Source organism: Gottfriedia sp. NPDC057991, from assembly GCF_042886615.1.
In the GTDB taxonomy this organism is placed as follows: Bacteria; Bacillota; Bacilli; order Bacillales; family Bacillaceae_G; genus Gottfriedia.
Genome location: NZ_JBHVQN010000006.1, coordinates 1 through 12596, shown reverse-complemented (window position 1 = coordinate 12596; position 12596 = coordinate 1). Strand labels below are relative to the sequence as shown.

12 protein-coding genes are annotated in these 12596 nt (G+C 31.7%); 3 read left to right on the top strand and 9 right to left on the bottom strand.

All coding sequences use genetic code 11. The features are described 5' to 3' along the window. Positions 1 to 284: 284 nt before the first annotated feature. The gene (gene ilvA / locus ACFVR2_RS18845; protein WP_387365142.1) at positions 285 to 1544 is read right to left on the bottom strand and encodes a threonine ammonia-lyase IlvA; all 1260 of its coding nucleotides are present in this window, start codon (positions 1542 to 1544) and stop codon (positions 285 to 287) included. 238 nt (positions 1545 to 1782) lie between these two features. Between ilvA and ACFVR2_RS18840 the strand changes: the two genes are divergently transcribed. After that, the gene (locus ACFVR2_RS18840) at positions 1783 to 2664 is read left to right on the top strand and encodes a 5'-3' exonuclease (RefSeq protein WP_387365139.1); all 882 of its coding nucleotides are present in this window, start codon (positions 1783 to 1785) and stop codon (positions 2662 to 2664) included. A 404-nt stretch (positions 2665 to 3068) separates the two neighbouring features. Here ACFVR2_RS18840 and ACFVR2_RS18835 read toward each other — a convergent pair whose 3' ends face one another. Further along, positions 3069 to 4385 (bottom strand): VTT domain-containing protein, encoded by a 1317-nt coding sequence (locus ACFVR2_RS18835; protein WP_387365136.1) that lies wholly within the window; start codon positions 4383 to 4385, stop codon positions 3069 to 3071. Between the two features lie 242 nt (positions 4386 to 4627). On the opposite strand from ACFVR2_RS18835, the gene ACFVR2_RS18830 reads away from it, so the two are divergent. Continuing rightward, positions 4628 to 5602, top strand: coding sequence for an LCP family protein (locus ACFVR2_RS18830; protein ID WP_387365133.1), 975 nt, complete (start codon positions 4628 to 4630; stop codon positions 5600 to 5602). Positions 5603 to 6095: 493 nt separating this feature from the next. Here ACFVR2_RS18830 and ACFVR2_RS18825 read toward each other — a convergent pair whose 3' ends face one another. Beyond that, on the bottom strand, positions 6096 to 6353 hold the full coding sequence (locus tag ACFVR2_RS18825) for a hypothetical protein (protein WP_387365130.1): 258 nt from the start codon (positions 6351 to 6353) through the stop codon (positions 6096 to 6098). 342 nt (positions 6354 to 6695) lie between these two features. On the opposite strand from ACFVR2_RS18825, the gene ACFVR2_RS18820 reads away from it, so the two are divergent. Continuing rightward, positions 6696 to 7220, top strand: coding sequence for a DinB family protein (locus tag ACFVR2_RS18820; RefSeq protein ID WP_387365127.1), 525 nt, complete (start codon positions 6696 to 6698; stop codon positions 7218 to 7220). 513 nt (positions 7221 to 7733) lie between these two features. Here the strand turns inward: ACFVR2_RS18820 and ACFVR2_RS18815 are convergent. The 6 genes from ACFVR2_RS18815 to ACFVR2_RS18790 all read right to left on the bottom strand — a co-directional run bounded on the left by ACFVR2_RS18815 (position 7734) and on the right by ACFVR2_RS18790 (position 12457). Continuing rightward, positions 7734 to 8198: a hypothetical protein gene (locus ACFVR2_RS18815; protein ID WP_387365124.1), complete on the bottom strand. Its 465-nt coding sequence runs from the start codon at positions 8196 to 8198 to the stop codon at positions 7734 to 7736. A gap of 425 nt (positions 8199 to 8623) precedes the next feature. Further along, on the bottom strand, positions 8624 to 8851 hold the full coding sequence (locus ACFVR2_RS18810; RefSeq protein WP_387365121.1) for a hypothetical protein: 228 nt from the start codon (positions 8849 to 8851) through the stop codon (positions 8624 to 8626). A 277-nt stretch (positions 8852 to 9128) separates the two neighbouring features. After that, entirely contained in the window at positions 9129 to 9866 is a 738-nt protein-coding gene (locus tag ACFVR2_RS18805; RefSeq protein ID WP_387365118.1) for a GNAT family N-acetyltransferase, read from the bottom strand. A gap of 268 nt (positions 9867 to 10134) precedes the next feature. Next, positions 10135 to 10506, bottom strand: a complete 372-nt coding sequence (locus ACFVR2_RS18800) for a hypothetical protein (protein ID WP_387365115.1) — start codon at positions 10504 to 10506, stop codon at positions 10135 to 10137. Positions 10507 to 10682: 176 nt separating this feature from the next. Further along, a complete protein-coding gene (locus ACFVR2_RS18795; RefSeq protein ID WP_387365112.1) occupies positions 10683 to 11195 on the bottom strand; it encodes an SRPBCC domain-containing protein in 513 nt (170 codons plus the stop codon). Between the two features lie 812 nt (positions 11196 to 12007). Beyond that, the gene (locus tag ACFVR2_RS18790; protein WP_387365109.1) at positions 12008 to 12457 is read right to left on the bottom strand and encodes a hypothetical protein; all 450 of its coding nucleotides are present in this window, start codon (positions 12455 to 12457) and stop codon (positions 12008 to 12010) included. Positions 12458 to 12596 lie beyond the last annotated feature (139 nt).

Genomic DNA, 12596 nt, shown 5'->3' with positions numbered 1-12596 from the left:
TGTTGTCAAGAGACATGATTTCAAAAATATAAAAAAGAATTTGGCTAATTGAAGAGCAAAATTGATCTTGTAATTAAGAAATTGTTCACTTCATTTAGCGTGTTGAATTTTTTCGAGGATATACAAATCGAAGAAATTTGGACAAAAGATAATCTTTTGTGAGATACGAACATATTTTAAACTTTATTCATAAACACTTTTTGCAAAAAAACAAAAACCCACAAGGAAATTAATACCTTGTAGGTTTTTTCACTAAAATACTTGATGAGATCGACCCATAAAATCTAAATAAGTAGATTGAACAATGTTGGGTTATTGTTTATTTCCATAAATTGAATTTCATGACAATTCATACGCTCAATCAATGCGTTGTAATCGGATTTATTGGCCAATTCAATTCCGACTAGTGCTGGCCCATTGTCCTTATTGTTTTTCTTAGTGTATTCAAATCTCGTTATGTCATCATTTGGTCCTAATACTTTATCAAGAAATTCACGTAATGCGCCAGATCGTTGTGGGAAGTTGATGATGAAATAATGTTTTAGACCTTCATGAATTAAAGACCTTTCTTTTATTTCTTGAAGTCGGTCAATATCATTATTTCCACCAGATACAATACAAACGACATTCTTTCCTTTTATTTCATCTTTAAATAATTCTAATGCTGATACAGACAACGCTCCTGCGGGCTCTGCAATTATTGCATTTTTATTATAAAGCTCTAAAATAGTTGTACAAATCTCTCCTTCTGGAATAGCGACAACTTGGTCAAGTACATCTCTACAGATTTCATATGTTAAATAACCCACTTGGCCAACCGCTGCTCCATCAACAAATTTCTCAATAAATGGTAAAGGTACAACTCTTCCATTTGCAATCGATTCGGCCATCGAGGCCGCACCCATCGGCTCTACTCCAATTACCTTAGTTGATGGACTAATTCCTTTTATGTATGTTCCAACTCCAGAACTTAATCCACCTCCGCCGATTGCTACGAAAAGATAATCTACTGGACGGTCAATTTCATTTAATATTTCAACTGCTACGGTACCTTGCCCTGCAATTACATCTGGATCATCAAATGGATGAATAAATGTCATTTGATTTTCATTGCAATAAGCTTGCGCATTTTGATGAGCAATATCGAAGGTGTCACCAATTAATATAACTTCAACAAATGGTCCACCAAAAAATTTCACTTGAGATACTTTTTGATTCGGCGTTGTTGTTGGCATAAATATTTTCGCATACACCTGCAATTGATTACATGTATACGCTACGCCTTGAGCATGATTGCCTGCACTTGCACATACAACCCCTTTTTGTCTTTCTTCATAAGACAAGTTGCTAATTTTGTAATATGCTCCTCTAAGCTTAAATGAGCGGATTATTTGTAAATCCTCTCGCTTTAAAAATACGTTACAATCATATTTTTCACTAAGCATTGTACTAATCTGCAAAGGTGTTTTATTCGTAACTTCTTTTAACGTATTATAGGCAACTAAAATATCCTCAATCTTAACAGTACTTTTTACTTTCTCCATATAACTACCTACCCTTTGCATTTTTTTATATAAATTCCATTATAGTAAAAGTTAATTAATAAATAAACAGAAAATTCAATTTTATAATGAAAGTTTTATGTCATTTTACTTGATTGAAATAAAATATGCCTAAAATTGCCTCTAACATTCTAATTGCCAGTAATACACTAGTTATCATTTTCAGTAGGATATGCTATCATTTTCATATTAAATAAATAGATATTAGGTGATTTATAAAATGGAAAATCAATCTTTATTATTAATTGATGGCTTTAACTTATTAAGTAGAGGTTACTTTGCAACTTCTTATGGTAGAAGTGATGAACAACTTTCAAAGACGAAAGATGGCGTTTATATAAATGCATTAAGAGTATTTATTCCAAAGCTTTTTAACTTAATTAAAGAGCATGACATAACTCATCTTGCAATTACTTGGGATGTTAAACGTGAAGAAACTGATCGTCGAAATAAATATGATTTTTATAAAGCAACTCGTGGAGAATTACCAACACCACTGATCGAACAATATTTCACTTTAAAAACAGCATTAGAAGAAATCGGTATTGCTCAACTAGAAATGGCACCATATGAAGCAGATGATTTAATGGGTACTTTATCAAATAATTGGTCTATTGCCGTTAAAAATAAATGCTATATTTATAGTAATGATCGAGACTTATTACAATTAATAAACGAGCATACATCTCAAATCATTGCTCAAAAAACTGGTGAAATTGTATACTCTCTAGAGCACTTCAGTAATGATTACGGGATCCATCCGAAACAATGGGTAGATGTAAAAGCGTTATTAGGTGATTCTAGTGATAATATACCTGGTTGCCCTGGTGTAGGAGAAAAATCGGCTATTCCATTAATTCAACTTTATAACTCAGTTGAAGAATTGTACGAAAATATGGAAAATCTTGATTCTAAATTTAATCGTTACAAAAAGAAATTAGAAGCTGGGAAGGACTCTACTTTTATTAGTAAAGAGCTTTCTGCAATAACAATTGATATACCTCAATTTGCTGAATATACATTTGAAGATTTAAAAATTAATATTGATGAAGATAAATTATCACTTAAGCTTGAGGAATTAGAAATTCGTGTGAAGCGATAAAAGTCAAATTTTATTTAGGAGAAATATAAAAGAGCATTTCGGCGGTAATTATGATGGATGGGAAACCCTAGTTATCAAAGAATAAACATTACCTTCAAAAAATAAAATATGCCTTAAAAATTATAAAAAAAAAGAACACCACAGTTTTGTATAACTAAAGTAGTGTTCTTTTTTTTGACTCTGTTTAAATTTAAATGTTGATTTTTGAACTAATAAAATGTTGTTTAATTAGACAACATTAGGTTATGTCCTTTTTAAGGAGCCAATTAATAATAAGTATTACCTCACTAATCAATAATCCAATGCCCAAACATTAAACAAATAACAGCCCTAATAATCCACCAGCTAAAATATTGTTTACTTCTTTTTAGTAAGTAGGTTTTATACAAAAATACTTATCATATTCAACCGATATATTGATCAACTTTATTTTGAATTAGACTAAAAAGTTCGAGTAACACTAAATTAAAAAATAACCATGTTGCTCCAAATGTATACCCTGCCAATACATCACTCGGAAGACGAACTGAATAATATACGTTAGCTATACCCATCAAAAGTAATAGTAATAAAAAAATGAAGGGCAGAAAAATACGGATGCTTTGAAGAGTAGTTTTCGTCAAATGACGAACTAAAATGAAAACTAAAAATCCGTAAACCGCAACTGACATAAATGACTGCTCTTTCGGAAATCCAAGATTCGACAATAATCCTAAATTTGGCTTTAAATAATGAAAAATACTAGTCAATATCTCTTTAAATAATACTCCTCCAATAATTGTTGATAAAAAAATTAAACTTTCTAACAATAAATCTCGTCTATTTAAAAAAAGTACACTGAAAGCTACAAATGAAATGACTAATAAAAACAGTGGTGTTTGAAGGAAGAGTAACATGTTCATAACCGTTTTCCAATCATCATTAAATAATGTTAGTATTAAATATCTACTAACCTCATTTAACTCATTTAACACATTAAATTCATTATTTAAATATTCCTCACCTAATCCAAGTGTAAAAATTAACATTAACAAAAAAACAGCAGAGAGACAGCATATAAAAATTCCCATTTTTCTAAATGAAGTAAAAAATCTAGACAGGGATGAAATATAACGATAAATAAATGATTTAATGAATAATTTGTATCTTCTAATTAAAAATATAATCAAAATAAATATTATGAGACACGTTATTCCTATTCCTAAATACTTACTAGCGGAATGATGAAACTTGTCCCATTCTGGACCTAAAATTTTCCCGAGTGTAACGAATGTCGATCCCCATAAAAATGCACCAATATACGCATTACCAGCAAAGGTTAAAAAAGGCAACTTGGAAATACCAGAAAAATATCCAGTAAAATGCCTAACACCTGGAATAAAAAAAGAGAGTATCAATAATTTATTGCCATGTTGATCAAACCATTTTGCAGTCTTTTGATATTTTTCAGGTCCAAAATGAATATACTTTCCATACTTTTGAATAAGACGATAACCAAATTTGTATCCTATTAAATAAGATAAGCTAATACCTATTATTGCCCCTAATGCCGCTAACAATATGGATAAAAAATAATTCATTCTTCCTTGATATATTAAATATCCTGAATAACTCATTGTCAGTTCTCCAGATATAGGCAATGCTAATAATTCAAGAAGATTTACTAAAAATATCAACAGATAGCTATGTTGACCTATTAATGTAATAAGAAGTAAAGCCATTTTAATACTCCTTTCTTCAAAGGTTTTCTTGGTTTAAATTATCAGGTTTAGATTTCAAATAAAGTTACTTAAATAACATTAGAAATTGTTCTTTTTGGTTTATTCATTAAAAAAATTTAACAAAATCTGTATTGTAGTATAGCGACATAAATGTTTAAATTATACTAGTCATTTTTATCTTAAATATTCTTATTCAAATTAAAGGCCATACAAAAATTTTAAAAGGAGCCCTTACTAAGCAAATGGAAGAAAAGCGTAAAAAAATCAGAAAAACAAAAAGAAAGTCTCTTAAAATATTGCTTGTGATCGTTCTAATTCTTATAGCATTTATTGGATATAAGGGAATAAAAACATACTATAAATTACAGAATGCTACACAGGGTGAAGCGATTCACTCAAGTATGCGTAAACAAGAAATAAAAGAAACCCAACCGTTTTCCATTTTATTTCTTGGAATTGAAAACTACGCAACAAAGGGTGAAGGTGGTAGAACTGATACCATCATTTTAGCAACTGTTAATCCCAAAGATAAAACAATACAAAAAATGAGTATTCCTCGTGATACGTACGTGGAAATTCCAGATCAAAAAAGAAAATCTAAAATTAATGGTGCATATAACAGTGGTCTTCAATCAACTGTAAATACAGTAGAAAACTTTTTACATGTCCCAATCGACTATTATGTTACAGTAGACTTTGGTGGTTTTAAAAATATTGTTGATGAGATTGGTGGAATTGATGTTAATGTTCCATTTGATTTTTGGCAATATACTGATACTAAACCACGTTATAAGGTTTACTTCAAAAAAGGAAATCAACATCTAAATGGTACAGAAGCTTTAGCCTATGCTCGAATGAGAAAGCGCGATCCACGTGGTGATTTTGGACGTGAAGAACGTCAACAACAAGCTATGCTGGCAATTATCGATAAATTAAAGTCTCCCGAAACATTATTTAAAATAGATAAATATGCAAGTGTATTTAGTAAAAATGTCAAAACAAATATGAGCTTGTCTGAAGGATTATACTTATTTAATGATATGAAAGGAGCAAATCCTAAAAACATCACGACATTAAAATTGGACGGAAAAGACGATTATATTAACAGGATTTACTATTATATGCCTGATCAAACTAGCGTAAATAATATAACAAGTAGCTTGAGAAATCATCTTGAACTTGATAAATTACCAGCTAATTCAATTGAATCAAAATAAGTACATGTGTCATTAATTTTTAAAGAAAGAGGTAAATGAGTTAGCATACTCATTTACCTCTTTTCTTTTTTAAATCGATTTAGTTTTCAATACTTCTAGATGCTTAAATGCCTGGGTTAGTTCATTAAGGAATTGTATTAAAATCAATTTTCCACTTTAAAATATCTTGAGACTTCGAAAAATACACTTAAACCAATAATGAAAAATAATAATCCAAACCAGAAGGTAAAGTTTGTAATATTCCATAAATATGAAGGTGTTAAATTTTTAATAGAGGTCATATCAATACCGATACCATTCCCATTAAAAGATTAGGAAATAAGTATCTTTTCTAACCCACCTAATACCATCATAATAACTCCCATAAATACAAATATTATCCCAAAGTTTTTCATTTAGTTATTCCCTTATTTTATAGTATTTTTAATGTAAGTTTTCACTTATACTTAATGAAAAAGTTAAAAAGCACAGAAGTTAATCTGCGCTTTTATTACTACCATGTTAACCAACCACTAGTTTTTTTATATTTGTGAATTAGTTCGTATTTTTCAATTCTGATTAAATGGTTCATTCGATTCCGATATTTTCGATAATCGTCTTTTCGAACTTCCTTTACTTCTTTATCATAATGAACAGATTTAAAGCCTTTGCGATATTCAAGAAGTTTTTCTCTTCGAGGATCTTTATAAATTTTCTTGTGGTTATTATACTGTTCATTTTTCCAGTTTGAAACTGTTACTAAATCTAACATTACCTTCCCTGCTGCGGGGATTTAGATTATGGCAATTGCCATTGGTGCCAACCGCAACTAAAAGAAGAAAACTTTAGGATTATACAAGACTTTTCCTCCTTATGCATTGAATATTTATCTTATTATATATTCAATTAAACATTAACTAATTAAACACTTCGAATGAATTTTTTCTTATGTAACTAATGCACTGCGTTAGTTACATAAGAAATTCAAAATATATGTATCGAAAAAGTTGTTTAATTTGCAATTATTTTGCAGTAATGAAATTAAATATCAAAAATAAAGGAAATATCTTCTTGACAGTCGAATATTTGCCTAGAACCATAATTAACTATTCCGATGAGGAGGATTCTTGTGCGTCCACGACCATTATCTATTGAAAATCCAGAGAATGATAGGTATGTTAGTCTTGTGCCAGATGGAGATATTATAGAAATACTTAGTAAGCAACGAACTAAGACCATTACCCTCTTAAGCAGCGTATCAGAGGAGTCAGCAAGGAAGGCGTACGCACCAGGGAAATGGACTTTAAAAGAAGTGATTGGGCATATGACCGACTCGGAACGTGTGATGTCGTTTCGAATGCTTGCCATTGCACGAAATGAAAGTGCACCACTCCCAGCAATGGATCAGGATCAATACGTTTCTGCGGCAAACTTCAACAAATTATCCTGGGAGCAGCTACTAGCTGGTTTAGACACGGTACGCTCCAACACGTTAAGCCTTATTTCAACCATTGATGATGCAGCGTGGGATCGTAATGGAACTGTAATGAACAGTCCAGTTTCGATAGGTACCATTGCATATGGCATTGCCGGGCACGAGTTACACCATATGAAAGTGATTAGTGATAAATACTTATAAGTCTTTTTCTATTAATGAAAAAACCTAATTTCTCATTTAGGGTGCGTTAGTTGAAGAAGCAGCAAAAAAAAAGGATTTTCCTGGAAGGTCCTTTTTTTATTGCCGATAAGCGTATTTATGTAAACTAGCTTTACATACAATACTCAAGCGAAATTGAAGTGGTTCTTGTTCAACTATTCTGCAATTTACTTAAATAAGAAAAAAGCTACCGAAGCAGCTTTAGGTTGTTCAACTAATGCATGTGTTAATTGAATAACATGATCGACATTTCGTCGGTCTTTTTATTTTAATTTACGATTTTTAAGTAGAAAAATCCAATTTGCTTTTTAATTATGGTTTTTATGGAGTAAAAAATGTTGTGATAAATGTTGTTGCAAAAATCAGCTGTTGTAGTAGTAAATGTGGTCATAAAAGTCACTTACCTATTTACCATAATTTTATAAGTTATATATTGTTAAACAAATAAAAAAAGACATTGATATTTTTATATCTAATGCCTTTTTCATTCTTAAACTAACCGATTTTATCAATTAATTTTTCGATCAGTTGTTGTTGTTTTACGAACAATGCATCTCGATCCTGTTGTAGTCTTGCGACTTGTTCCGCTAATGCTTCGAGTGTATTTTGTTGTTTGTCCAGCAAGGTAAGTAAAGTTTCTAGTTTCATACGATCATCAGGAATTCCCTTTACAACATCAAGAATTTGACCGATTTTATCAAAAATTGGTTCAGCTTTTGGTGTATCTTGAATCGTTACGTTACCTCTACTGACTTGAAATTTATGGATGGATGAATTGATATTCACTTCTTTATTTTCATCAACTTGACCAGTGTTTTCCCCCGATAACCATTCGAATTTTAACATGATATCATCATCTTTTTTATATCGATCAAGAATTATAAATGTACCTGAAGCATTTTCATGAATGCTATTATTTGCATATTTTTTCGATTTTCCTATCCCATCTTTATTCGCCATTACGTAACTCCTTTATTTCACTATTTCACGACTCATGTTATACGAACAGGTAGAAGCTGTAAATACATAACTTTAAATCTAAAAGTTAATTTCTAAGTAAAGTTAGTTTCATAATGCTAATTGATAACATTTTTTACTGATAAAATGGATCAAAAATATGATATAGTTACATGGCGTGTCATAAGAAAGAAAAAATAGAATGAATTTTGTACAAATGGAACGGTTGGTGATGGGATGAAAAATGTGATTTTGCAATACCAGTTGGATGTATTTCTATCATCAACTCCTACGTCTTATATAACTATCGCATTGCTTTAGCTGAATAAGAAATAGTAATTTCTTTTTTTAAACTTTGGCTTTTTTTGATGTTAAATATAAAATTTAGGGAGGTACCTTAAAGATACTTCCCTTGGTTTATGCCAGTACTATTTTTTTCTAAACTTTAATAATGGACTTGTATCGCTTAAATCAACGAAGAAAGGAAATAAGAACAAAATCGGAAACGCATACGATGCAAAATGAAATGTGTTATCAGACATATACTGTGTTCGTAAGCAATACGGGCAATCTTTTCCATTTCCATTTATTTGCATAAAAAGAGACCATACATCTTTTGCACTCCACTTTGTTTTACAATACGTACAACGTGCCATAAAACTCCTCCTATCTTATATCTTTATTTTATATATATAAGTTCTATTTATAAAATCATTTCCCTACTTATTCTACTATTCTGCCAGTTTGTTCAATAAAAAACGAGCCACTTTTGTGACTCGTGATCTTCAACTAACGCATGCGTTTGTATAAGAATCAATAGTATAAGAACGTTGATATTTTCTTTTACAGGCATGGAGTGGCTAATTTTATCTCTTTTGCTCAATTCTTGCCACTCGTATGTTGATTAAAAATAATTATTCTTTAAACTTCAATTTAGTCTAACCAGTAACATCCGCGCGTAATTGCATTCATTTCCTCATATCCAGCTTTTTTATATATTTTTATTGCAATTGAATTGTGAGCATATAAATAACTTATTGTTTTTAATGTCTTATCATTAAAATCAGTTATAAAATTAATTAATTGGCTGCCAAAACCATTTCCTCTTTTATCTTTTTTAGTAAATACATTATTTATCCTAGAAATATCATTCTGTTTGTACAATGAAGCTATACAAACTAATTTATGATCATCATATCCACCAAACAAATAAAAATTTTCTTTATCTATTGACTTAATCAAAGATTTGTAACCCCACTCGCCTTCTTCATCATCAGAGTTGAGTAATTCATATATTGTTTCATCTATTTGTTTTAACCTTTTAATATCAATTGTTCTAGGAATATCTATTATTATTTTATTTTTTTGGACAAAGAAACAAATCTCCTCAATTGATTTATTAAATCCTTTACTTTCTAAATATTGACCAACTGTACTTTTATTTCTTGTGAATGTATACACTCGTGGAGTTATAGCAATTGATTTATAAAAATTCACAATATCAATAATAGCTAAATCGTAGTCATTGTCCTCATTAATTAATGCATGATTACTATCATGTGATAGAGGATTATTTTTATCATAAAAGATTTTACCATAAGGTTTTTCAATTACAATAGATTGTATTTCTGCAAAATTATTTTCGAAATTCATTATCTTGTCTACTAACATTTTTACTTCCTCCTAATAGTTAAATCATTTACCTTCCGCCCCACCATTCATTGAATAGTTGAAATATTGCATAACATTCTTACTCTTTCACTAAACGGATTCCCCATCATAATCTCCTAAATTATGTGAAAGTCAATAAAAATTCATTCTAACATATGAGCAAATTATGTGTTATTCCTTATTCAACTAAACTGCCATTTTGTTGAATAAGAAAAGCCATATGCTACTCGTGAACTTATTCAACATGAGCATGCGTTAGTTGAACAGGTTAAATACTATATGAAGTTTTTCTTATATCCAAAATTTCAGCTTTCGAACAATAAAAATGAAATCCATTGTCTTCATAGTCAATCACTTCAAGCTTAACGTTCTCCCATCTCCATTCGCTAATATCTCTTATATCCAATGATATTTGGTGATAGGTTCCAGAAGATTCAAAATTGATTTTTTGTGGATCATGAAATCTAACCATAATTTTATATCTTAAATCAGTGCTTTCTATTACAAATTCAATATCAAGTACAGCTTTCTTTTCAAAATTTTCCTCAAATATTTTAAAATGAAAGTCAGTAATTAATCTAACATCCATGAAAGAAAAATCGCCTAACGTTCTTTTTATAAGATCAATATTCATATTCATATTTCCACACCTCAAATGGTACAAAGATTAAGTAACTAATGCACTGCGTTAGTTCAATAAGGATTAATAATTCTTTAATTGCATCATCTCAAAAAACGAAAAGAATCACTTAGATTGGTAAGGATCATTTTCCCAAATACCTTCAGAATTTTCACCACCATAACCCCATAAACATTCTAATTTAGGGAGACAAGATAGTCGGCAAGTTTATCGAAAGTACCCTCAAGATCTTGTTGAAGCTTTGGTGCCATACTTTTGTAGGTTTCTTGTTCCTCAGCTGAAGCGTTCACAGTGCAACCTATCAGTTTTAAAACAGTTTTACCTTCGTCATCTTCTAGCGTTATGATATTCATAATTTCAAGAGGCCAGCTCACGCTAAAAGGCGCTCTGACTGTATTGCCTTGCTCATTAGAAAAGGATCGGATATAAACCACTTTCTCAGGTTCGACAACCTCTTGGTATGTAAATTTTCCCCACAGAACCTGATTTCCGTCAGGAGACGTCTGAATACCTAAAAACTCACCACCTGATCGAGCGTCCATTTTAACGATTTCGAGGGTGACCCCCTTTGGTCCCCACCATTTCGCGAAATGCCCGATCTCTGTCCATGCTTTAAATACGAGTTCGCGAGGGGCATCGAATACACGCGTAATTGCTATTTCGAACGATTGATTCAGATTGTTATCCATGAAAATCCTCCTTGTTTTTCATGTAGCGTAAAAGCCTCGGTAATTAGCCAAGCAGTTAACGAACAGGCGTGTAACGGAGCACTACGTCGCCGAAGTAGCCGATCCAAATTGAGTCGAGTAGAAAGGAGTCTTTTTACCTTACGGTAAATCGAACTCCATCCCCTCCCAGAACCGTGCTTGCGCTATTAACGCACACGGCTCCTCCAACTTATCATTCACAGAACTTAACTAATTTCTATCAGACTTTATTCTGCTATCCTTAGTAGTTTTGTTTCCATTTATTCTACCTCTGTGTGTAGTAAATGTGTCCCTATTAAGGGTGATACTTTGGTAGCAGCCTTTCCTCCATCGGCATTACCCAACTTCATAGGTACTACGCTGCTATCCTACTCCCTACATCGGCATTTGGTTTCCTTACTTATTATCGCTTGTACACCATACTCTTCTATTAAATGAAAAGACCGGTAGGGTCTCCCGAGTTGCCGTATCATATCAATGTGTTACGTGCCAAGGTCTCTGACTCCGGAGAGGCTTTACCCTTCTTGCCTTAACGAAAGGTAAAATGTTGCTTTCTGCTATGCGTAAGGCATCAGCCCTCTCGATTTACTAACATTTCGAAGCTCAATCCCTTCAACCATTTGGCTTTCGGCCCGCAACCTAGCTGTCTACGCTTAAAGATTAAAGTTACCTTTAATCCTTCAAGACTCGCTACAAGTGAATGGCTAGTTCTTTCTCGACGGGAATCCCACCCGCTATATGATACGACCTAGGCTCGGCCGCACACGCATGCGTTAGTTGAACAAGCTCCTTTTTTATATATTAAACAGGAAAGTTCCATCTTTTTTAACAGTAACTAATCGCCAATCAGGCATGTTTTCCCAAGTAAGGATACTTTCTTTACCTAGAATCTTTGAAAGGTTTCTCATAAAATCAAATACCCCAATAGCCTGAGTTATACTTTTAACTTCTTTTGGTTCAACATCAAATTCTATTTGATCTTCTGACCAGAAATGGCAATTTATCTGAACACCATTAATGTGAATAGCCATCAATTTACCGTAGTCTTTTAAAAAATAAGCAACATCGGTTTCTTCATACACTGTTACTTCTCCATCCTTGTAAAAAACAATATCCATAGTAGAAGTGCGAATCCAATCAAGACATTTTTGCCATTCAGTTAAATTAACGTTTAGAACATAAATATCCCTGAAACTCCCATCTTTGAAAAATACTTTATCCAAAACCTCGTTTGTAATATCCATTTATTCACCTCAATACACAGGTTATTTTATATGTATTTTAACACTTCTTATTGATACAGATAGGTAAGGGTTTGAAGTTATCGCTCCCTTTTCCCCCTGTTCACACCGTACGTGCGACTTTCACCGCATACGGCGTTCC

Bases quoted from the DNA above. Each gene is read 5' to 3' on its own strand.
- ilvA (WP_387365142.1), bottom strand. From the start codon at position 1,544: ATGGAGAAAGTAAAAAGTACTGTTAAGATTGAGGATATTTTAGTTGCC.
- ACFVR2_RS18840 (WP_387365139.1), top strand. From the start codon at position 1,783: ATGGAAAATCAATCTTTATTATTAATTGATGGCTTTAACTTATTAAGT.
- ACFVR2_RS18835 (WP_387365136.1), bottom strand. From the start codon at position 4,385: ATGGCTTTACTTCTTATTACATTAATAGGTCAACATAGCTATCTGTTG.
- ACFVR2_RS18830 (WP_387365133.1), top strand. From the start codon at position 4,628: ATGGAAGAAAAGCGTAAAAAAATCAGAAAAACAAAAAGAAAGTCTCTT.
- ACFVR2_RS18825 (WP_387365130.1), bottom strand. From the start codon at position 6,353: ATGTTAGATTTAGTAACAGTTTCAAACTGGAAAAATGAACAGTATAAT.
- ACFVR2_RS18820 (WP_387365127.1), top strand. From the start codon at position 6,696: ATGAGGAGGATTCTTGTGCGTCCACGACCATTATCTATTGAAAATCCA.
- ACFVR2_RS18815 (WP_387365124.1), bottom strand. From the start codon at position 8,198: ATGGCGAATAAAGATGGGATAGGAAAATCGAAAAAATATGCAAATAAT.
- ACFVR2_RS18810 (WP_387365121.1), bottom strand. From the start codon at position 8,851: ATGGCACGTTGTACGTATTGTAAAACAAAGTGGAGTGCAAAAGATGTA.
- ACFVR2_RS18805 (WP_387365118.1), bottom strand. From the start codon at position 9,866: ATGTTAGTAGACAAGATAATGAATTTCGAAAATAATTTTGCAGAAATA.
- ACFVR2_RS18800 (WP_387365115.1), bottom strand. From the start codon at position 10,506: ATGAATATGAATATTGATCTTATAAAAAGAACGTTAGGCGATTTTTCT.
- ACFVR2_RS18795 (WP_387365112.1), bottom strand. From the start codon at position 11,195: ATGGATAACAATCTGAATCAATCGTTCGAAATAGCAATTACGCGTGTA.
- ACFVR2_RS18790 (WP_387365109.1), bottom strand. From the start codon at position 12,457: ATGGATATTACAAACGAGGTTTTGGATAAAGTATTTTTCAAAGATGGG.